Source organism: Algibacter pacificus (assembly GCF_008033385.1).
Lineage (GTDB): Bacteria > Bacteroidota > Bacteroidia > Flavobacteriales > Flavobacteriaceae > Algibacter > Algibacter pacificus.
In genome coordinates this window covers 275,876-296,690 of the sequence record NZ_VOGY01000001.1, presented here as the reverse complement: position 1 = coordinate 296,690, position 20,815 = coordinate 275,876, and the positions used below count along the sequence as shown (strand labels likewise).

The window sequence follows — 20,815 nt, the reverse complement described above, 5'->3', positions numbered from 1 at the left end:
AAAGATAAATAAAGGGCATTTTCTAAAAAATGCTCTTTTTTTATGCGCGGTGTTGAGGTGGGTAAATGGAAAGAGCGATACCCTGAACAGGGATTGAGCGAATGTAATGCATCCTACCGCAGACACTTGGCAAACATTAATAATTGCTGTAACCTACACCTTTGAAATGGGTGGTGGGGAAAAGATGGAAAAATTGTGTGTTCTAAATTTCAATGCCAGTTCCGAATTGGCGACTGGTGAGCGGATATTTTACATAATGGCGTTATAGTACAGAAACTAAATGAATGCTACTATAACTACCCGTTATGTAAACATAGCTTTGGGTAGTGTTTAAATTAATAGCTTTTGGCAAAGTGTAGCTCTTTACAGTTGTGAACGAGGTACGAGTAAGCAAGCTGTAATGTGCTGCATAAGCGTTGGCAATTTAAACACTACATGAGCAGGGGAAGCGGAACAAACCAAAAGACAGAGAATTTTTGCTTTTTGCAACAAACTGGGTTTTGGTTTGTGGGGAATTAAGCTGTTTTTTTATAAGTAATTACACACTCTCTTATTAAATAAGCTTCGCAATATCCTAAATCAATCATCTTATTTAAAATGTAAACAAAGTCTTCTATCAAACTTTGACTTTCTTTAATTTCTTGTATATGGTTATTAAAAAGTACTTGAATCAATTTAACTGCATTTGACGAGTCTAAACTCTTGTAAGTGCTATCATCCTCTTTTAAATTTTCCACTATTAAATTAATTCCTGATGGAAGAAATTTTTTTTCTCCAAAAGTGGAAAAAACTGAAATTATATGTGGCAAAGATTGGGTTTTAAAGTAATCTACAAACTCTTTATACTGGGTTTTATAATTGACAAACCCTTTCCAATTATTTGATTTTATTGACCAAAATCTTTCATTAACATCTAACAAAAGTTCTTTCACAAAATAAGACTTACTTGATTCTTTAACTTTATTGAAAAGATATTTCCATAATTCCCAAAAATGATTTCTGTACCTTTCTACATCATTATCTTCATTAATTAAATCATCAAACCTTGTAACAGCTGTATTAAAAACACCTGTTATAAGCTCATACAAATCTTTAATACTATACGAATTCTTAAATTCATTATTTAGAACAGGATAGCATAATTTATCTATTAATAATTTGCTAAAATTTATATCATTAAGTAGAAGTACTTCATTAAAATAAAAACGTAAGTCAACAAGAATTGTATGATTTGTTTTTCTTGATTTTTTTGAACGAGAATATGACAAATCATCTTCTAACTTTAAGTCTTCTAAAATTAATTCACATATTTTCAGAATATAATTTTGAAAGAATTCAATATTCACATTTGAAGTTATAAGAAGTAAAGAATTGTTTAAAAAATGTGGCTCATATGATTCGAAAGACAAAGAAGAAGTTTCAGGTAAATCACTTTCTATTAATATGCTTTTAATAAATTCAAATTCCTTTTCTCTGTATTCTTTTGTTTCTTGCTGGCTACGATAATGATTTACCCTATTTTCACTATAGAATTTCGCATATCTTATTAGTACAACAACTAGTTTTTGGGCTTTTTCTGGTAACTCCTTGCTAAAAGTATTTCTGAAATATTTTTGAAAATCTCTTATTTCGTGGTCTGCCAAATGACTAATGAGTAAGTATGTAACAAGTACATCAAGGTCTTTCTCATCAACAACACCTTCACTAAATTTATATAATAAATGAATAGATTCAATTGTTAATTGTTTTTCCAATATATTATACCCATACAAGCTACTAAAACTACCTCTATCGTTCGTTTCTTTTATTATTTGTTCCAGTGCATCAATAATAGTTTCAATACAATACTTTTTTTGAACTTTACTTAATTTTTCATAAAATAAATTTAAGCCCAAAACAGATAATGTTACAGGTGAATCCCACATTGTATTCTCAATTTCATCTGAAGAAAAGTGTTTGAAAATAGTCTCCCATTCATCAAATGACATTTCAGATTTTTTTTCTTTTACCTGTCTTAATGAATGAGAATAGTGTAAAGAAAGATTATCATTCTCATTTTCTTTTGTAAAAGCTTCAACTGCATTGTAAATTGGTTGTGGATAATTAACCTCTAACTGAAAAACCCTTTTTTCTTTATCAACAATAGATGCCTTGTATTTTCTCACATCCATTTCAGTAATGGCCTTTTCCCAAAAAATATCATTCCCACAATTTTCATAAAACCCATCAAATATTGTTTGCAATTCTTTGTTAAGTAAACCGTTGTTTATTTGATAATGAAGTAAAAATTCTCGAAGACCACGTTGATACCTTGTTCTGTGTGGAAGTCTATTAAATTCACCTTTTTCTTTTTGGGCATAAGAAATTCTTTGATCATATATTGCTGTAGCGGAATGTTCTCTTGTTGCTCTATGTGTATCCCACTCATAAAACTCTCTAACTCTTAAAATTGGTAAAATGGTATCACCTAATGCTTTTGAATAAGCTATAAATACACTGGTTAAAACACTAATTATTGTAGCCGAATTTGAATTTTCTAATAAATAATTGGTTATTGTTTTTAATAATTTGTTGTCAGGAACTTCAAATCGAGCAATTTCTAATAAATATTTTTCAAGGCTAATTAAAATGGATTCAAGTAAATAATGGGTTACTGTTGTACCCCTGTACGCGTTCCATAGATATTCATTCCCATAAATCGTATTTTCATTGCCATCATTCAATATGATTTTAATTTCCTTTAACTCATCCTTAATACTAAATTCAGAGTCTTTGTATGAAGATGTTATATAATTAGTAAAATCACATATAAAAACTATTGCCTTAATGGGATGATATTGCAGTAAATTATAAACAAAAGTTTTATAAATCCCAGACGGAAAAAAATCGAATCTAGTCTTTGTTATACCCCAGGCATCTTCTCTTTCTTTACGTTCGGGAAAAGAAAATCCAAAAGGTCCTTCTCTTTTAGGTAGACTTTCAGGTGGTATACGTTTCCAATGCTTATTTGCTATTTGGATTAATGTATCAGGCAGCTCTTTAATTAATGAACCATTCCTAACACCTCCAAAAGCTTTTTTAATGACTAATTCACTGAATCCATTTAATCTGCCATACTCATCTGTATTGGAACTACATTCTTCAATGAATTTCTTTAATTCATCTTTACAATAAGGTGCAAAACCAAAAAGCATATATACAAAGCTTGTCTTTTGATAGTCATTTTTTGATGAATAGCCCCAATGGTCACTTCCATAGTACATTTCTTTTACATAATGAAAAACCAATATATTTGCTGCTTCTATCTCTTTAATAGAACAAAGCTTAAATTGGAAAAGAAATTTATATTCCCAGTCCAGTAAAAAATTTGAAATAGACTTCCTTATACTTTCTATTTCTGAAATATTTGAAGATAAAAAGCATAACATTTCTTCCCAACAAGAACCTACAGGAAATAAAATATCTTTAGAGTTTTCTTTGTTAAAACTATACTCCCTACAAGTAGTTCTTATAAGCAGAATGCACCTATTAAGAAACATACAATTGTTTTCCAATAATTTAGAAGAGAAATGTTTGAAAAAAGAGCTACAATCATCCGACCTAAAAACAGCTGTAAGTATTTCATCTGTCCAATATGTATGAATTGAGTCGTCTTTTAATGTCAAAGAAATTAAGTTTGCTACTGTATCAATATCATTTGTAAGTAATTCTTCAATCCATAATCTAAAAGCTCTTCGTAAAGCTGGTTGGTTACCAAGTTGATTAAATAATTCCGCTTTATTAGAAAGTTTATTTTCAGTTGAGGTTATATACCTTATTAATGCCCAATCTTCTAAAATATCGTGAGAAGGTGAAAACTGAAATTTATTACTATTTCTAACTATTATATTATCACTTTCCAAAAGCTCTACCGCTTCATAATCTATTTTGTCATCTTCCGGTTCAAAAAACAATCTCATATTAATTGCTCTTCCTACAGCTATGTGCATAAAAGTGATTCCTCTTTTTCTTGGAAGACCGTTTTTTGATACAGTTGAATTTTCTATTACTTCATTCCACAATATCTCTTTAAACTCTGAATAACTAATATCACTCGATATGTTTTCGCTTTCTTTTATTGCAGATACTGTAAAATCAAGATATTTAGGACTTCTTAAGACTTCATTTATTTTGCTGTTCGAAAGTAAATGGTTTAGTTGAGGAAATTCATTTCTTATTAGCTCTATTTCATCATCATTTAAAAGAGGTATATCAACAACATTTATCTTTTCAGAGTCAATACCGAACTTTTGCTTAATCACATTAACCGCATAAGACCTACAGGTCATTAAAAGTTTTATACCCTTATTTTCAGAAATAATTGATAATAATTGTTTAAAAGCAGAATCGGGTTGTGCTTCCAATAATTTTTCTGCACTATCAATTACAATAATTTTATTTGGAAGTGTTGATATTAAACTAAATAAATCGATTAAACTATGGTTTATTCCAACTTCACTGAATACTTGAGCTAAAGAAGTCTTATTAAGTTGGTCTGCCTTAAAAATTATAGGGACTGTATCAGATAACTCTCCTCTTAAAATGTCTTTTACAATCGAAGATTTGCCTACACCAGGATAACCTGTAATAATTGAAATATCTGATTGATTTAAAGATTGTATTATTGACTTTTTAATGGTTGCCCTATCTATATGAAAGTCTTTTATGGTGTTTTTGAATGGCTTTAAAAGTAGTTCTCCATCTTGGTGTATTTTTTTAAATGAAGAATAGGCGTCATAAGATATAGATAAATCAAAATACTTATATGGTTCAAAATTCTTTAAATCATCATTTGAAATACTACCTCCATTTCGATTATATGTAGCAACTTCATTAAGAATCACACTCCAAATTTCTTTAGGGGTAGTTACTACATCTTTAGACTTTGATAATTGAATAAGATTAAGCGTATAGGTTTCATCTGTACTGGCTTCAGCAGTAAAATCATAAGCCAATAAATGAAAGCATTTTAAAAACTGGAATAACTCTTCTTCAGTAATAGTTTCTCCTTTAGCTAGTGTTAGACTTTCTTCAAAGATATCAAGAGCAGCTTTCTTTATTTTCACTCTATTAACTTCAGAGAAGAAATCTGCTGAATTACTCTGTTTATAAGCTATTTGGCATAAATAAGCTATATGATTTTTATCATTATTAGTTAGGCTGGATTTTATAAGGAACATTTTATCATTTTGTTTATCAAAATGACTGGTATTATTAAAATCATCCCAAAAAGCTTTTATTACTTCTAAAAAAACTTCATTCTTTGACGAAATAGGAATATTATACTTTATTTGAGAAATTACTCTTTTGGAAATGTTATTTTCTTCAATCTTAAAGAACAAATCATCTGTTTGATATCCTTTATTTTTATTCTGAAATCCAATTTCAATAATTTTACCATTAGGAAATGAAGGAATAACACCATTAATCATCATTTGTAATAAAAATGATGATTGCACATAGTTTTCATAGTCAAAACCGCCTCCACCTGTTTGAAATACACTTGCTTCTCCAGCCATTTAATTTACTTTTTCTATTATTCCAAGTTTAAACTCTTCCAAAATTTGAACAGCATATTCTAAATCCCATTCTTTTTTACTTACCCATTGTTTTGCAATTGCTGAATTTTTGGCATCCGAAACATTATCGTTTAATGTGTTTAAAATTCTGCTTTTAATTGCTTCAGATACATTTAAATATTGACTTGCTTTTCTGCCCAAAACTCTTGCGGCTATTTTAAGTTGATCTAAATCTTCCTCTTCAGGAAAGGTGTCGTTGTGATGTTCTACTATTTCATCAAAATTCAAGTCAAAATAATATTCGATGATTCTTAAAATATCGTATAAATCACTGTCACGTTCTTCTGGTCTGTCGCTCCAAGCAATTAGTTTTAAAATAACCATTCCTGATAAGGATGGAATTTTTACGGACTTTTCTTCTATCTGTACAGTTTCTGGATTTTGCAATACCTCACTGAAACCTAAAACATGTAAATCGGTATAACGTTCATTGAAATTGATTGTGAAATTTTCTTCAATTTCTCCAAAAGGCAATAAATCTATGACTATATTAAATTTATCGTTGTAGAGTGTCCAGGGTGCTTCTACTTTATTAAAGCCGTAGTTGCTCAATTCTTCTACAATTGTTTCAAACTCTTGTAGGGAAGCTATCATTATTGCAAAATCTATATCTTTTGTACCTCTACTTGGTTTTATCCCTTCCTTTAACAGTTCTAAAGCTATTGCACTTGCACCTATTAAATAATAAGGTACATTTAGTTTTATCATCACTTTATCAATACAGTCAAAAACTTCTTTAAAATATGGTATTGAAAGCTGTTTATATGTTTGGTTGGATGTACTCATCAAAAATTAATTTTGCTGTTTCTTTGCTTCTTTTATCATCATTAATCATTAAATCGGTATAGACTAATTCTGCTGGTGCTATATTATTAAAGTCCATTGTCCAAAACTTATCATATACCCAAATATTACCCTCATCATCTGGTAATAATCTATAATTTATCATTAAATCTCTTGTTGTTTCATTGGTGTACAAAGTGAAATTTTCCGGACGTAGATGGTTAGTCATAATATCTCCTGCTGGTTCACCTCCCCAAACCGTTTTTTCAGTGTTTAATTGTAATGCTCTCCAGTTTTGATTTTCATTTTGAAATCTGAAACGTTGCTTGAATATAGTAGGTTTTAATGTTTGCTCAAATTCTGTTATCCATTTGTTTAACAATTCTTGATAATTGTTAATTACATATTCATTTTTATTTAGTTTTAAGATGAAGTTGTTTTCCAACAATCCATTTATAATCAACGGAATATTACCTAACGCAACATTGGTAATATGAGCAATTTCTCGTTGCGTTTGGTTTATAAGTAGAGGATTCAATAAAAAGTGAAATACTACTTTTAATCCTGTTTTTGTAAAAGCTCGGTTTCCTTTTTCTTTTTGATTTCTGGTGGTTTTATTAGTATCGATATAAAGAAAAATATCCGCTTTATTAATGTACACATTACCATTACCCTCAAGATAATTTACTTGATTTTCTCGCAGTTCTTTCTTTACCTTTGGATATAATTTTTCCGCTACCAACAAAAAGTTTTCAAACCTGTTATTGTATTCAATTATGTTAAATAACTGGTGGTTTTTAACGTCTTTCTTAACTTCAACAACCATTAAAATATTTTGATTGTTTATTATTAAGTCTAACTCCCCATCGATACCTATATCATTATTGTAATCCTTATTTTTCCAGTTCCAAATTATTGGAATGTCCTTTTCTAAATTATGAATTGCTTTATTTAAAATATCTATTTCATTCATTATTGCCAACCTTTTCTGTTCATTAATTTTAAACGTTCATTATTCGTGAACAAATGTAAAACGTGAACAAATATATAAAAAGTATTTGAGAATAAGTAGGGTAGTAAGAAAATAATAGTTTGCTTTTGGTAATTAAGTTTTGGCAAATTTTGAGTTTTTTGCCAAAGTTTAATTTGCGATTTACTACAAATTGTGTTGTTGATTGCAAATAAAATATTATTAACGAGGGTAATTTTTAAGATTTTTTGCCCTTATTTTGAAAACGAAGGTAATATTTGCCTTGGTGTATTAATGGGAAATTATCGGTGTTGTGTCGGTGTTGTGCGTTATTTTCTCTTATCAACACTTTCCTTATCAAATGCTATTAAATTGAATAGTTGGCGCATTCTGGAACGAACTCTGTTTCCATATCGTTCTTCCAATTCCTGGGCGTTTAAGTTTGTAGTTGCATGAGTTCTAATTTTTCGCTGAAGAAATAAATCATATCGGGATAAGAGGATTTCGCCCATAACATTGCAATCTTTTCCAAAATGTCTTCCGGTTGTTTCTACGCCTAAATCATCAAAACAGTAAAAACTACTGTTGCCATATTCTTGAATCGTCTTATACCCAATATTGTTGAATGCAAACGTGATGTTTCTTGCAGGAATAACTTCATACGGTTTATGATGCGGTACGATATGCCTTAACAGTTTCATTAAACTGGTTTTACCACATCCTACAGGACCAGATAACAGAATACCTTTGTTTGGGTCTATTTTCAATTTTGCACAGGCTTCAAAATCGCGAATAAAATAGATGCACAGCTTGTAAAGCACCACCTCATCTTCTTCATAAATCTTGAAGTTTTTACCAAACATCATTTTTCCTTTTGCATCGAGGTAAATGAGTATGCTTTTGAAATCATATTGAATACAATTGTTTTTAAGCTCACCAAGTTTGTATTGCACTCCTTTTTCGATGATTATGTGGGGTTGATTTGTGTTCATACTTGTATTTATGAGATTGCCACGTCACTACGTTCCTCGCAATGACAATTAGAGAGGCTCGTTATAGTTTTTATTTTTAGTAGTCTTTAGGTTGTCCGAATTTGGGATACTGCTTTTGTGTTTGCCATTATTTTCAGAATCATTAAAATCTGAATTTTTAAAATTTTCCTGTTTATTACTGTTTTTGTTTTTTATAGTTTGTATATGTTTATATATAGGTACCAGTGCTTGTCCAGTACTTGTCTCGATTTGAGTATTGTTGTGTCCTACTACTTGTCCAGAACTTGTCCCAAATTTGAGCATCTTAATTTTACTCCCTCTATACGGATTGTGGGATGGGAAATACACGATATATTTCCAATGATTTAATTCCTTGATGCATCTGTGATAGGTAGATTTAGAGCCTATTTTAGATAACTGCATAACCTCATCACGGTTTATATAAAACTCTTCTAAAAATCGGTTTAAATTCCACAACTGAAATAAGGCTATGTACAAGCTTATGTGGGTTGGGTTTAAACGACTGTCTTTTGAGAATTGGTTGAAAACTGCGTTTAGATGTTTGATATAATTAACTTCATTCATAGAAATGGATTCCTGCCTACGCAGGAATGACAAATCAGCATGAGATTTCTCGATAACTGCGTTACATACTTTCAATGAAAATATATTTTCATTTCAGTAATGCTCGAAATGACAGCGTACTTTTGGTTTTAAAATTTGTTATGAATGCGGTTTTCTTCCATTACTTTTAGAATTTCTTCGTAGTCGTAATAAATAACTCCTCCGACTTTGGTATATGGTAATGTACCATTGATACGCAAATTTTGTAATGTTCCAGGTGAGATGCTTAATAGGTCGCGAACCTCTGGTGATTTGAGCCATTTTTTAGGCGAGAAACCTGACTGGTGGTTAATGATTGTTTTAATGTCTTCTAGTAATTCTTCTTTAAATTCACGAAGATCTTCGGTAGTGATAATTGTTGCTGCCATAATAAAGTTTTTAGCTTAAAATAGCTACCGCTTTGAATATAACATTCGTAGCAGTAGCTATTAATGTGATTTAGCTCACGAACTTTTATATTTTAATAAACATGTGTTCGTGAATCTGTCGATTTGACTTTCGTTTGGCAAATATGAAGTGAAATAGTGAGGTTTATTCACAAGAAGCACCCAAGTTGGGTGATTTTATTTACTCATTTTTAATGACTTACATTAATATCATTTGATAATAATTTCTAATAGAACAATAATTAAAATACTATAAATTTTATGACTAAAAGATACTTTTTACAACACCCAACTTGGGTATTTTATTCATCGGCACTTTCCATTCTTGTAACCAATGAATCTTTCATTTTATCTAGAAATTTTGTTTGATTTGTTTTACGTGAACGAATTTCCAAATAAGTTCTATAGTAATCGCCCAAATCGATATTGAACAGCAGCTCACAGGCCGTTGCCATTTCTTTTATATCAGCAGTTCCACTATTAATTGCACCTGAACTTTGTAATGCATAAATGAGTTCGATCAAATCAGTTTTATTAGCAGTCCAGAATAAGCGAGATTGCTTTTGAAAAGGATTTATTGTCGCTTCCATATTATTCTTGTTTTCTAGTTTATCAATTTCTTTTTTTAAGTATACAATTAACATATCATAAGCTAGTATCATTGCAACCGTACTATCATGGCTCGTTGAGAATTGTTCATCAGATAAAAAATGGAATGTATCTGGGTGCAATCTTAAATCTGAATTTTTTCTAGTAAAATATTGCCTATCGAAAATTGTTGAACCTCTCCTGTAATAATGATAGAATTCTAAATTATCATTAAAATACGTTTGTAATTTATCTATGTGACTATTAAAATACTTTATTTGCGTTTTCTTACTGCTTCTGGGTCTTTTACTTTCTATAGTAAATAATTTTAGATAATAAATTAGCTTACTATATATTTTTGGTTTAATTTGTTTAAAAAAGTATATTTCTTCTTCAAATGATTTAAATCCTCTTTTACCTATAAGTAATCTGACTTTATTTAGTACTTCTTTAGCTTCTTTTATATTCTTTTCTGCAATAATTAAGACATCACCATTATCTGTTTCAATAGTATTCAATGAAGCTTCAAAATTTGTTACTATTCGATTAAATACATTCACTGTTAATTTGTATTGATTATGAATTCATTTGAAATTATTAGAGCTATTAGTTATCCATAGAAGCAATAAAAACTACACATTCTTTATTTGACGTATTTATTATGCTGTGCTGTATTCCTACTGGAAACATAAAAATATCTGATGGCTTCCCTTTATATATTTTATCGTCTATGGTAGCAGATATTGTGCCTTCTAATATTAAGAGTACTTCATTTTTATTAGGATGAACATGAACAGGGTAGGTGGCAAAAGGTGCCACTTTCACTAATTTAAAGTTACTTCCTGTTAACGATAATAATTTTTTACTCGAAAAGCCAACAATATTTCCGACTTGCCAGTCGAGCTCATCTACATTTTTGTAATAATCCATTTTAGTTAGAATAGGTGTTTTTTAATGAATAGTTAAATAAGATTTGTGATGCTTTTTATTATGCCATAATGCATTGCCTCATGATAATTATTAAACAATATGGCATCTTCAATAGTGTTAAGTTTAAATCCTGTTTCTATTTTGAATGGTTTAAAATTTGAAAACAGATTGTTTTGGTAGTCAACTTTTGTTAATTCGACTAATGCCAATAAAAGTATTTTCAACTCGTCTATTTCTTCCTGTTGAATTTCTCTATTTGGTTTTGTTCCGGGTTTATAGGTGTTAAACATTGTGTCTGAAATGTAGCCTTCAAGTCCTGCTGTTTTGTATAATAGAGCCTGTTGCGCCACTATAATGTGACCAATATTCCAAATAAGGTTATTATTGAACCCTAATGGGATTGTATTTAATTGTTTTACATTGTAATTTTTTAAATATTTTAGGTGAAGTCTTCTATTAGTTTTCCAAATATTAAACACTGAATCCATTACTTCTTTTTTGTTTTATTAATTGTTACTTGATTTGAATAGGTTTTTTGAACCACATATTCTTTTTTGTAATATAAAATGGCTGTTTGTTTCTTTTTTTATAAATAATGGTAAACACAAAAATGAGTACGATACTTATAATTCTAAAACTGTTGGCATAAATATCTCCGAGTGCATTATCGCTAACAGAAAAAAGCATCCAAGAAAGATTCATGAAAAAATGTAAGCCAATAGGCACCCATATATTAAACTCCCACTCTACATAGACCCATGCAAAAATTATGGCAGCTATAAAGGTGGTCAAGAAAATACCTACGAGTGTTATTAGTTCTTGGCTTTGGTATAAATGAATTATTGCAAATAATATCGCTCCTAAAATTATTGAGAGGAAAAAACCTAGGCGCGTAAACCTAAATACAAAGCCAAATAAAAATCCTCTAAAGTAAAGTTCTTCAAAAAAAGCTGCTGCAATTCCTGATATTAAAAATTCGTTAAGTGATAGCTCCTTATTTAAAGTAAATAAGAAGGAAAAACCTACAAACATTGGAACCGTGCAAAACATGGAAAACCCAATTCCTTTTAGAAAAGGTGCATTCAACCCTAAACTCTTAAAAAAATCTTTGGGTTCGTTTAATAACAGTACTCCTAGGAATAATGGTATTCCAAATATTAAATATGAGATATTATGGCTAATTCCCATATTGAGTAGTGTCTCATTAATATAACCTCTTACAGATTTGAAATACAAATCATCTAAAAAAAAATATATACTAAAGCTTAAAAAGACAACTAAAAGGACTTTATCCTTCATTTAAATTACTGTTTTAGCAGCTTTTTTATTGTAACCTCATTTATATTATTCTTGACCTCAACATAATAGTTTCCTACTGATAAACCGGAAATGTCTATATTTTCGTAGAACCCATTTTTAACGGACATTACTTCTTGTCCCAAAGCATTGAATATTGTGACTTTGGTAATATCCTGTTTAGAATTGGTATCTATATAAAAGGCTGTTACTGCTGGATTTGGCACTAGTTTTATTGTATTCTTTTCAGCTTCAAAATCATCAATGCCCAATGTTGTAAATGCATTGTTAAGTGCATAGCCTCTATTTGAAAACCCATGGTATGCTAATAAGAAACTAGCAGAGCTACTTCTTGAAAATGCGAAATCTATTGTGTTATCATTAAAATTAAAAACATAGTCATTATTGTCACTTGTATTAAATGGGCGAGTCGCAATTATGGTACGTGTTCCGGATGAAGTTGTGTTAGAAATTAGGCTCCAATGGTTAGCATCATTAGAAGGCGCTATACCGATGCCATTGTGAACTGCATCAACTAAAGTAGAACCATTATAATAGACAACATCTTCTCCATTGCCCATACCTCCTCCTGCGCTGAAATCTCCAAATTGTAACGCAAACCACCTATCTGAAGGTCCTACAAAGGTTAATGTAGCAGTATTATTACTATTATCTAAATCTATTTTGGCTGTCATACCAGACAATAGATTAACAACGTTTGTAGATTTTACTTGCGCATTCGTTTCATATTGAATTATGGCCAGTAAAAGCATTAAAAGTAATTGTCGTTTCATAATTTTAGTTTTTTAAAAGATTAATAATTTCTTGATTATCCGATGATATAGCATACTCAAATGTAGATTTGCCAGTTTTATCTGTTAATTTTAGATCTGCACCATGCTCAATAAGCAGTTTAATAACCTGAATATTCTTAAACATTATTGCATACATAAGGGGGCTAACACCATTAGCATCTGTTAGGTTAACATCTGCCTTATGATTTAATAAAACCTTAATAATTTCCACATTATTTTTAACCACAGCAGCTGCCAATGCCGTGCCATTATCACTATTATGATTTAAATTAGTAACATATGGCAAAATATGCTCTACAATAGATTGTTGATTGTAATACGCTGCTATAATTAATAATGAGTGATTATGACTATTTAACGTATCTACTACTTTTCTATCTACTTCGATATACTGTTTTACTTGATTTAAATTACCTTGTCTAACCGCATCAAAAATATCTGTGTTATTTTTACTTTGGCTTAATGCAAGTAAGGGAAGCAATAAGAGCACAATTAGTTTCATGGTTTTAATGTATAATTAAATGATATTTGAATTTCTTTAGCAATTTTGCTCATTACCAATTTTGGAATGTCTATTTTAAAATCTTCTGGTGCGATTAAAAAACTTCCCTTCATGATTATTTCTTCATCAACTTTGTTTATCCTACAGTTTATTTCTATTTTTTGTGTTACACCATGGATTGTCAAATCACCGATTAACACAAACAATTGATTGTTATTCTTTAATTGACTGATGCTAAAATCTTCCAGTTTTCCATTAAATGTCGCTTTTGGATAAGTTGTGCTTTCCATATAATTTTCATTAAAATGTTCTTGCATTAATGCTATTTTAAATTGAAATGCATTAATAAAAACGATAGATGCGACTGAACCCGTTTTTACATCTATAATTGCAGATGCGGAACTGGTTTTAGCTTTTACTTCTTCAAATCCTGATACTGAAGCCTCAAATTGAACGTTTCCATTACGCGTTTTGTAATGTTGGGCATTTGCCCAAGTTATCATAAGGTTTATTGTAAGTATTGAAAGCATTAATTTTTTCATAAGTTATAGTTCTAATAATCCATCCTCCAACCATTGAAGAATTATATTAATTTGATTTTGACTCATTCTTCCTGTTTGGGGCATTAAACATGGTTCTCCATTTTGTTTTTGAATACGATCTAACAAGTCTGTATTTATAACGGCATCTTTCACTAGAGTATAATTAGTTAATGGTCTAAAACCTGCTGTATTTCCCGCTGAATGACAACTAACACAATTATCTTGGATTATGCTTTGAACATGAGAATTATAGGTAACCAACTCATTCAGTATTTCTTCATGCTCTTCCAATTCTACATAAGTATTGGAACTACAACTAAAGAGTAGGCTACCTATAAAAACCAAAACATGAATTTTCTTTTTCATTGTATTTAAAACACTCTATATAAATTAAACCCGAAATATACGTCTCTATTACCCCAATCTCCAGCTGCGTTTGTCAAGTATGAGCTTTCTGTCATACCTTGTGAATTAGTAAATAACAATTGAAAAACATGCCCTCCTGTTTCAATATCTAACCCTAAAGACAATGGATTTCTATAAAAGGAAAGCATGTTGCTATACATATATTCGGCATTTAGTGATAAACGCTTACTTAACTTAAACCGACCACCACCACCGATGGAAAATTGTTTTTGATTTTCAATAATTGGATCGTATACATTTTTATGTATGTAAGACACAACAACTTCTATTGTTAGTGCTTTAGATAAGGAACGTGATATTAAAACTTGTGAAGTATAACTTAATCGGTTTTGAAAAGATAATTGCGGGTAAACATCTTTATCTAACTGGCTATTAATCTGAATCGTGTTATAACCAACTAAAGAAATTAGACTGTTTTCATCTTGATTTATTAGCCTATATTTAAAAGCAAGTTCGTAAGCTTTATTTAACGTATGTCTTGATATTCCAATAGACATCCAATTTTTAACACCATAAATAAAACCAAGTTTAGTGGTTGCATTGTCTAATCCGAAAAACGTGTTTATTCCATCTTTTAACGATCCAAATCTGTGGGACACCACAAAATACAAATCTCCTTGTCCAACCATTTTTGTTGATTGTAGATTTACTATCTGAAGTCCTTTAAAAGAAGTCCATACTGTAATGGCATTAGTATCTGTATCTAGGCTATCAAGAAGATTGTCTTGAGCAGAGCTTTGGCCGCTAATTCCAAGTATTAATAGTATTACAATAATTCTATTACACATTCATCCATTTTTAAATTATCAAACAATTCGTCATAACCCACATATTTACCCTTCACCTTTATGGTTTTATCTTTAATCGTATCATTAAATTTTTCATTTGTGATACATAAAATTTTATTATTCAACACTATTACTGAATCTTGAACAACTGTTACATTTCCTGTTAGGCTAATAACTTTGTTTAAATATTTTCTATTGAAAGCAACATTGCTTTCCACAAATTCCAAGTAAAATTGCTTCACACTATGATTGTAATCACTTTTTACATCTTCAATAGGAACTGGAGGTTGAACAGCATTTTTATAAATCAAATAGAAGCCACTAATTTGTATCACTAAAATGATGGCTATTATTTTGAGTCTAGTCACCTTCATATAGAATAAAATTTATCTCGATTTTTTTTATTAAAAGGCGCCGTTTAGGCGCCTTTTAAAGCTACTAATCATTAAGTGAAGAAATAATAAAAGCTTAATTCTTTGCTTTTATTAGATTGGAACTAGACAATTGTGCTAAACTAAAAGCCGCAATTGCCATAACTAGGTCTCTTACTGCCACGTCTAAAAATGAACCACTAAAAATTAATGTTAAAGCAATTAATATTAACCACGCCATGACCACATAAGAACCAATAATTGGGCGCATAAGTACTAATACCCCTGCAATTATTTCTATAATCCCTACAACAATCATAAAGGTTGATGCTTCAAAAGGAAGCATATCAACCATACCTGAAGACAGGTATTGTGTCCAATCTGTTAGAATATTTGTAAACTTATCCAGACCAGCAACAATAGGTACAATACCAAATGTGTAGTACAATAATTTCTCAACCATTAAATTGTTCGATTTCATCTTAATCTATTTTAATTTGTTACACCCTTTTGATGCAAAAATTAATGTTAGGTTACAAAAAAACAGAAGGTTTAAAAAATAGGTTATTGAAAAGTGGTATAAACCAAAGTCCTAGATGTATATTACAAAAAGGATCGGATTATTATGAATATTTAAATGTATTATATAATAGACCTATATGTTTTGATATCTATTACATAAACACCTAAATTAAATAGAAATAAAAGAATTAAAATTTTGGCTGCGATTTATATATATACTCCATTACGTTTGCAACAATTCTATCGCATTTAGAATTTCCAAATTCAAAAATATTTGTATAATCGGTTAAATTTAAGATTGAATCTTTAAGCATTGTTCTAGCTCTATGCAAACGTACTTTTACGTTGCTATTGCTTAAATCTAAACATTTCGATATTTCAGTTATTGCTAACCCTTCAACCTCTTTGAGCATATAAACTATTTTATACTTTTCAGGAAGTGTGTCTATTGCCTTTTCCATAAAACAAGAAGATTCTTTGTACATAGTTTTGTGTTCAGGGGTCATAATGTTTTTGTCTTCAATTTGTAATATATTTTCATCTTGTTGTAAGGCAATGGTTTTTATTTTAGAAGCCCTTCTTTTCCTTTGCAAAGCTTCGTTTATTCCAATTCGAATTAACCAAGTAGAAAACATAGCATCGTTTTTAAATTGGTATAATTTTTCAAAAGCCTTAATATAAGTGTCTTGCATAACATCCTCAACGTCAGACTCTAAATCTATATAGCTTCTGATTGTTCTAAACAATAGTTCATTATTTCGGCGCATAAGAATTTCGAATAATTCTGTTTCACCATTGAGTACTTTTTCAATTATTAATGCTTCTTCAAGTTCTTTTTTGGTTGTAGTGCTGGTATTCATAACGGTATTATTTCTAATTAGATGCAAAATCAATTTTTTGGTTACAAATTTTGTAACCTTTTTTTAATGTTTTCATCTAAAGTGAACAAGACCATGAAAGGTCGATAACGTATTAAATATTTAATTAATAATCTATAGTTTTGAATTATTTAGCTACTGTACTGAATAAAACATGTTTAACCCCAAATGTTTTTCAGTTATCTATTGAAAGACCAGAGTCTTTTACTTATCAAATTGGGCAAGCATTAGAAATATCATTACATAAAGATACGGAATTTTTAAAAGCTCCTTTTACCATAACGAGTATTTATGAGAACGATAAAGACTTACAATTTATCATTAAAGTTTACCCAGAACACAATGGAATTACTGTTGCGCTATCTAAATTAAAAGTAAACGACACCATATTAATTACAGATGCTTGGGATTCCTTTGCTTATAAAGGCAAAGGCGTTTTTATAGCTGCAGGATCTGGTATTACTCCATTTATACCATTACTTCGACTCTTAAAAGAAAAAAATAAAATAGAAGGTCATAAATTAATCTATGCCAATAGAACGGAGCGCGATATTATCTTGAAATATGAACTCGAAACCATTTTAGGGAATAGTTTCTATAATCTATTAAGTAGAGATCATTTAAGCAAATATGGTTTTGGACGGGTAGATTACGATTTTCTTTCTGACACCATTGACTCTACTCACCAATATTTTTATTTATGTGGCCCAAAACCTTTTCTTGATAGTGTTAACAAGGTCTTATTAAAACTCGGGGTAAACAAAAACTTAATTCAATTAATATATTAAACCCTAAAAAATGAACGGAAAAGAACAGCATAAAATCAATATTTTTTCTAACAATGAAATCAAGAATTTGGAAACCATATCAAAGCATCAAGAAAAATTAAAAACTATTGAGCATCATTTTGCAAAGATTATGGAAGCTTTAGGTTTAAAACTTGATGACCCGAGCCTAAAAGAGACCCCTAAACGTGTTGCAAAAATGTATATCAATGAAGTTTTTAAAGGGTTGAATGAGGAGAATTTTCCAAGTATTTCCTTTTTTGAGAACGTCAGTGGTTATCGTGAAATGGTTTTAGTAGATAACATAAAGGTTTATTCATATTGCGAACATCACTTTGTGCCTTTCTTTGGAAAAGCTGCAGTAGCCTATATACCAAAAGACCGCGTTATTGGTTTGTCAAAAATAAATCGCATTGTTCAATTTTATGCTAGTAAACCTCAAATACAAGAAAAACTTACTGTTGAAATTGGTGAAAAGCTGAAGAATTTATTAAAAACAGACGATATAGCTATCCACATTGAAGCTAATCATCTCTGTGTAGCCTCTCGTGGCGTAGAAGACGAAAAAAGTTATACCAAAACAAATTTTTTTAGTGGGAAATTTTTAAAAGAAAAAGAAAAATCCAGATTTCTAAATTCAATAAGCAATTAATTTTTTAAAAAAATTGTAACCCTACCCCTCTTTTTGCATCAAAAGGCTAACTAATACTAAAATTTAGAACTCATGAAAACAAAAAGAAAGAATGCTTTAATACTCGTTTGTTTAATGCTTTTATGCACATCTAAACTCACTTTTGGCCAAGAGTCTCCAAAATTAATCGATACTGAAATAGCTTCAGTAGCTGTGGTTGCCAACCAAATTGATATAGATTATGCCAAAATTGCCCTTAAACGCTCGAAAAACAAGGACATTATCGACTTTGCCAACAGGATGATAGAAGATCATAATGCGGTTATTCAACAGGCCGTTGCCTTGGTTGAAAAATTAGGTGTGAATCCTAAAGATAATGCCGTAAGTCAATCTTTATTGAAACAATCTAAAGAAACACTTAAGACTTTAAAAAAGGTAGGCCGAAAAGATTTTGACAAAGCTTATATTGACAATGAAGTAGCTTATCACAAAGCTGTAATTGATGCTGTAAACGGCTTATTAATCCCTGAAGCCAATAATTCAGAGTTGAAAGGTTTATTAGAAGCTGTAGTGCCTGCACTAGAGGCTCATTTGGAACATGCTAAAATGACTCAAGCTAAAATTCAAAACTGAAATGCAACCTCATAAATCTTCAGCTTCAAAATTCTTAATAATATTGGCAGTGCTAGTTTGTGTTTTTTTGCTCATATCAGGCTTTAAAAGTTCACAAAAAATAGTTCATAAGGACTCCAGCCCTACAACACATACGGTAACCATATTTAGAATGAAATATCATCCAGCACAGCTTAATGTCAAAAAAGGTGATACTGTAATTTGGATAAATAAGGACTTTGTACCTCATGATGTCACTGAAGAGACAACTCAAAAATGGACTTCAAAACCTTTTAATCAAGGAGAGCAATGGTCCAAAGTAGTAAATGAGGACGTTAAGTATTTCTGCAATCTGCATAAAGTAATGAAAGGAACAATCACAATAATTAAATAAACTTAAAATTAAACGACATATGAAAACAAAAAAAATAATTAAACTCCTTGGAATTTTCATTTTTATGATTTCAATCGTGAGTTGCGATAACGATGATTCTGGTTTTAGTCCAAATCCACAACCAGCTCCAGGTGAAGGTTCTCTAAATCTACCGCCTTTAAATCCTCAATTAGTTGCAGAAGGACAAGACATTTTTAGATATGACACATTTGGAAATGAAACCTTTTGGACTGATGTATTGCAAATGAATGAAGTAATAGAGACAGCTGTTAGTCCAGCTACAGCTTTAAGTGTCGGTTTAAAGGTTGATGCAGCAGCGCTACCGCAAGAAGTTGTTACTGCTATTCAAAATGGCGATGTAGATTTAAATGACCCACAAACTACTTTAGTTTTATTACAATTAGATGCTGTTTTAGGTGTAAAAGGAGAAGTTAGCCAAAATCAAGATGGTAGTTTAAGTTTGGACAGAATGGGTATTACTTGTGCTCTATGTCATTCTACAGTTGATGATTCTTTTGCACCAGGTATTGGAAATCGTTTGGACGGTTGGGCAAATAGGGATTTAAATCCAGGTTTAATAATCTCATTATCTCCAGCTTTAGACCAAGCCACAAAAGATATTTATGCCTCGTGGGGACCTGGGCTTTATGATCCAAGATTTAACATTGACGGTATAGACAATCCTGTAGTTATCCCTCCTGCTTATGGGTTATATGGGTTACCAAAAGCAATTTTCACTGGAGATGGTGATGTTGAGCACGAACCTGCTGGACCAGTTGCATATTGGAACAGATATGTAGCTGTAACTCAAATGCGTGGACATGGGTATTTTGAAGATACGCGTCTAAATTTAATAAGAGACTATAGAGAAGGTGACGATTTAGTCACAGATAAACTTCCAGCTTTGCAAGAATATCAGTTTTCACTAAACCCACCTGCTTCACCATCTGGTACATTTGATGTTGCAGCTGCTGCAAGAGGTAAAGAATTGTTCTCTGGAAAAGCGCAATGCGCAACTTGCCACTCTGGTCCTCTCTTTAGTGATAATACTATTGATGGCAGATTACATCCTCAAAGCGCATCAGTTGCTGTGGATAAAGATTATGTGAATAGATCGGCAACCAAACAATGGCGCGTTACACCTTTAAAAGGGATATGGCAGCACGCTCCATATTTCCATGATGGTTCTGCCGCAACATTAGCAGATGTGGTTGAAAGATATAATGATGAGAACAGTCTTAATTTGAGTAATACTGAAAAGGCTGACCTTACGGAATATCTTAAATCTATTTAACAAATTATTTAAACAATAAATAGCGGTATTCAAATTTGGTTTATTGTTTTGTTGGCATCTCTTTGGGG

23 protein-coding genes are annotated in these 20,815 nt (G+C 30.7%); 5 read left to right on the top strand and 18 right to left on the bottom strand.

Going from position 1 to position 20,815, the window contains the following annotated elements; genetic code table 11:
- Positions 1–515: 515 nt before the first annotated feature.
- From FQU21_RS01860 to FQU21_RS01775, 18 genes are all read right to left on the bottom strand, one after another.
- Complete coding sequence (locus FQU21_RS01860; protein ID WP_147676324.1) at positions 516–5,558, bottom strand: NACHT domain-containing protein; 5,043 nt, start codon at positions 5,556–5,558, stop codon at positions 516–518.
- Entirely contained in the window at positions 5,559–6,404 is an 846-nt protein-coding gene (locus tag FQU21_RS01855; RefSeq protein WP_147676323.1) for a nucleotidyl transferase AbiEii/AbiGii toxin family protein, read from the bottom strand.
- Entirely contained in the window at positions 6,379–7,374 is a 996-nt protein-coding gene (locus FQU21_RS01850) for a type IV toxin-antitoxin system AbiEi family antitoxin (RefSeq protein WP_147676322.1), read from the bottom strand. Before FQU21_RS01850 ends, FQU21_RS01855 begins: the two co-directional genes overlap by 26 nt.
- Positions 7,375–7,700: 326 nt before the next feature.
- The gene (locus tag FQU21_RS01845; protein WP_147676321.1) at positions 7,701–8,363 is read right to left on the bottom strand and encodes a P-loop NTPase family protein; all 663 of its coding nucleotides are present in this window, start codon (positions 8,361–8,363) and stop codon (positions 7,701–7,703) included.
- Positions 8,364–8,411: 48 nt separating this feature from the next.
- Positions 8,412–8,948, bottom strand: coding sequence for a hypothetical protein (locus FQU21_RS01840; protein WP_147676574.1), 537 nt, complete (start codon positions 8,946–8,948; stop codon positions 8,412–8,414).
- 128 nt (positions 8,949–9,076) lie between these two features.
- On the bottom strand, positions 9,077–9,355 hold the full coding sequence (locus tag FQU21_RS01835) for a helix-turn-helix domain-containing protein (RefSeq protein ID WP_147676320.1): 279 nt from the start codon (positions 9,353–9,355) through the stop codon (positions 9,077–9,079).
- Between the two features lie 320 nt (positions 9,356–9,675).
- On the bottom strand, positions 9,676–10,479 hold the full coding sequence (locus FQU21_RS01830) for an RteC domain-containing protein (RefSeq protein ID WP_246124721.1): 804 nt from the start codon (positions 10,477–10,479) through the stop codon (positions 9,676–9,678).
- Positions 10,480–10,567: 88 nt separating this feature from the next.
- On the bottom strand, positions 10,568–10,891 hold the full coding sequence (locus tag FQU21_RS01825; RefSeq protein WP_147676318.1) for a cupin domain-containing protein: 324 nt from the start codon (positions 10,889–10,891) through the stop codon (positions 10,568–10,570).
- A 32-nt stretch (positions 10,892–10,923) separates the two neighbouring features.
- Positions 10,924–11,379 (bottom strand): DinB family protein, encoded by a 456-nt coding sequence (locus FQU21_RS01820; protein ID WP_147676317.1) that lies wholly within the window; start codon positions 11,377–11,379, stop codon positions 10,924–10,926.
- 25 nt (positions 11,380–11,404) lie between these two features.
- A complete protein-coding gene (locus tag FQU21_RS01815) occupies positions 11,405–12,190 on the bottom strand; it encodes a CPBP family intramembrane glutamic endopeptidase (protein WP_147676316.1) in 786 nt (261 codons plus the stop codon).
- Positions 12,191–12,195: 5 nt separating this feature from the next.
- Complete coding sequence (locus FQU21_RS01810) at positions 12,196–12,981, bottom strand: T9SS type A sorting domain-containing protein (protein ID WP_147676315.1); 786 nt, start codon at positions 12,979–12,981, stop codon at positions 12,196–12,198.
- Positions 12,982–12,985: 4 nt separating this feature from the next.
- A complete protein-coding gene (locus tag FQU21_RS01805) occupies positions 12,986–13,504 on the bottom strand; it encodes an ankyrin repeat domain-containing protein (protein ID WP_147676314.1) in 519 nt (172 codons plus the stop codon).
- A complete protein-coding gene (locus tag FQU21_RS01800) occupies positions 13,501–14,046 on the bottom strand; it encodes a YceI family protein (RefSeq protein ID WP_147676313.1) in 546 nt (181 codons plus the stop codon). Before FQU21_RS01800 ends, FQU21_RS01805 begins: the two co-directional genes overlap by 4 nt.
- A 3-nt stretch (positions 14,047–14,049) precedes the next feature.
- The gene (locus tag FQU21_RS01795; RefSeq protein ID WP_147676312.1) at positions 14,050–14,412 is read right to left on the bottom strand and encodes a cytochrome c; all 363 of its coding nucleotides are present in this window, start codon (positions 14,410–14,412) and stop codon (positions 14,050–14,052) included.
- A 5-nt stretch (positions 14,413–14,417) separates the two neighbouring features.
- A complete protein-coding gene (locus FQU21_RS01790; protein ID WP_147676311.1) occupies positions 14,418–15,260 on the bottom strand; it encodes a DUF5777 family beta-barrel protein in 843 nt (280 codons plus the stop codon).
- Positions 15,239–15,634, bottom strand: coding sequence for a hypothetical protein (locus FQU21_RS01785; RefSeq protein ID WP_147676310.1), 396 nt, complete (start codon positions 15,632–15,634; stop codon positions 15,239–15,241). The genes FQU21_RS01790 and FQU21_RS01785 overlap by 22 nt, the downstream gene beginning before the upstream one ends.
- A 94-nt stretch (positions 15,635–15,728) precedes the next feature.
- The gene (locus tag FQU21_RS01780; protein WP_147676309.1) at positions 15,729–16,112 is read right to left on the bottom strand and encodes a hypothetical protein; all 384 of its coding nucleotides are present in this window, start codon (positions 16,110–16,112) and stop codon (positions 15,729–15,731) included.
- A gap of 229 nt (positions 16,113–16,341) precedes the next feature.
- Entirely contained in the window at positions 16,342–17,013 is a 672-nt protein-coding gene (locus FQU21_RS01775; RefSeq protein WP_147676308.1) for an RNA polymerase sigma factor, read from the bottom strand.
- A 140-nt stretch (positions 17,014–17,153) separates the two neighbouring features.
- Here FQU21_RS01775 and FQU21_RS01770 point away from each other — a divergent pair, with 140 nt between their 5' ends.
- The 5 genes from FQU21_RS01770 (at position 17,154) to FQU21_RS01750 (ending at position 20,747) form a co-directional block, all read left to right on the top strand.
- Positions 17,154–17,819 carry an FAD-binding oxidoreductase gene (locus FQU21_RS01770; RefSeq protein ID WP_147676307.1) on the top strand — a complete coding sequence of 222 codons (666 nt, stop codon included), beginning with the start codon at positions 17,154–17,156 and terminating at the stop codon, positions 17,817–17,819.
- Between the two features lie 10 nt (positions 17,820–17,829).
- On the top strand, positions 17,830–18,468 hold the full coding sequence (gene folE, locus FQU21_RS01765) for a GTP cyclohydrolase I FolE (RefSeq protein WP_147676306.1): 639 nt from the start codon (positions 17,830–17,832) through the stop codon (positions 18,466–18,468).
- Between the two features lie 72 nt (positions 18,469–18,540).
- The gene (locus tag FQU21_RS01760) at positions 18,541–19,080 is read left to right on the top strand and encodes a DUF4142 domain-containing protein (protein WP_246124719.1); all 540 of its coding nucleotides are present in this window, start codon (positions 18,541–18,543) and stop codon (positions 19,078–19,080) included.
- A gap of 1 nt (position 19,081) precedes the next feature.
- Positions 19,082–19,453 carry a plastocyanin/azurin family copper-binding protein gene (locus FQU21_RS01755; RefSeq protein WP_147676305.1) on the top strand — a complete coding sequence of 124 codons (372 nt, stop codon included), beginning with the start codon at positions 19,082–19,084 and terminating at the stop codon, positions 19,451–19,453.
- A gap of 19 nt (positions 19,454–19,472) precedes the next feature.
- Positions 19,473–20,747, top strand: a complete 1,275-nt coding sequence (locus tag FQU21_RS01750) for a c-type cytochrome (RefSeq protein WP_147676304.1) — start codon at positions 19,473–19,475, stop codon at positions 20,745–20,747.
- Positions 20,748–20,815: the final 68 nt, after the last annotated feature.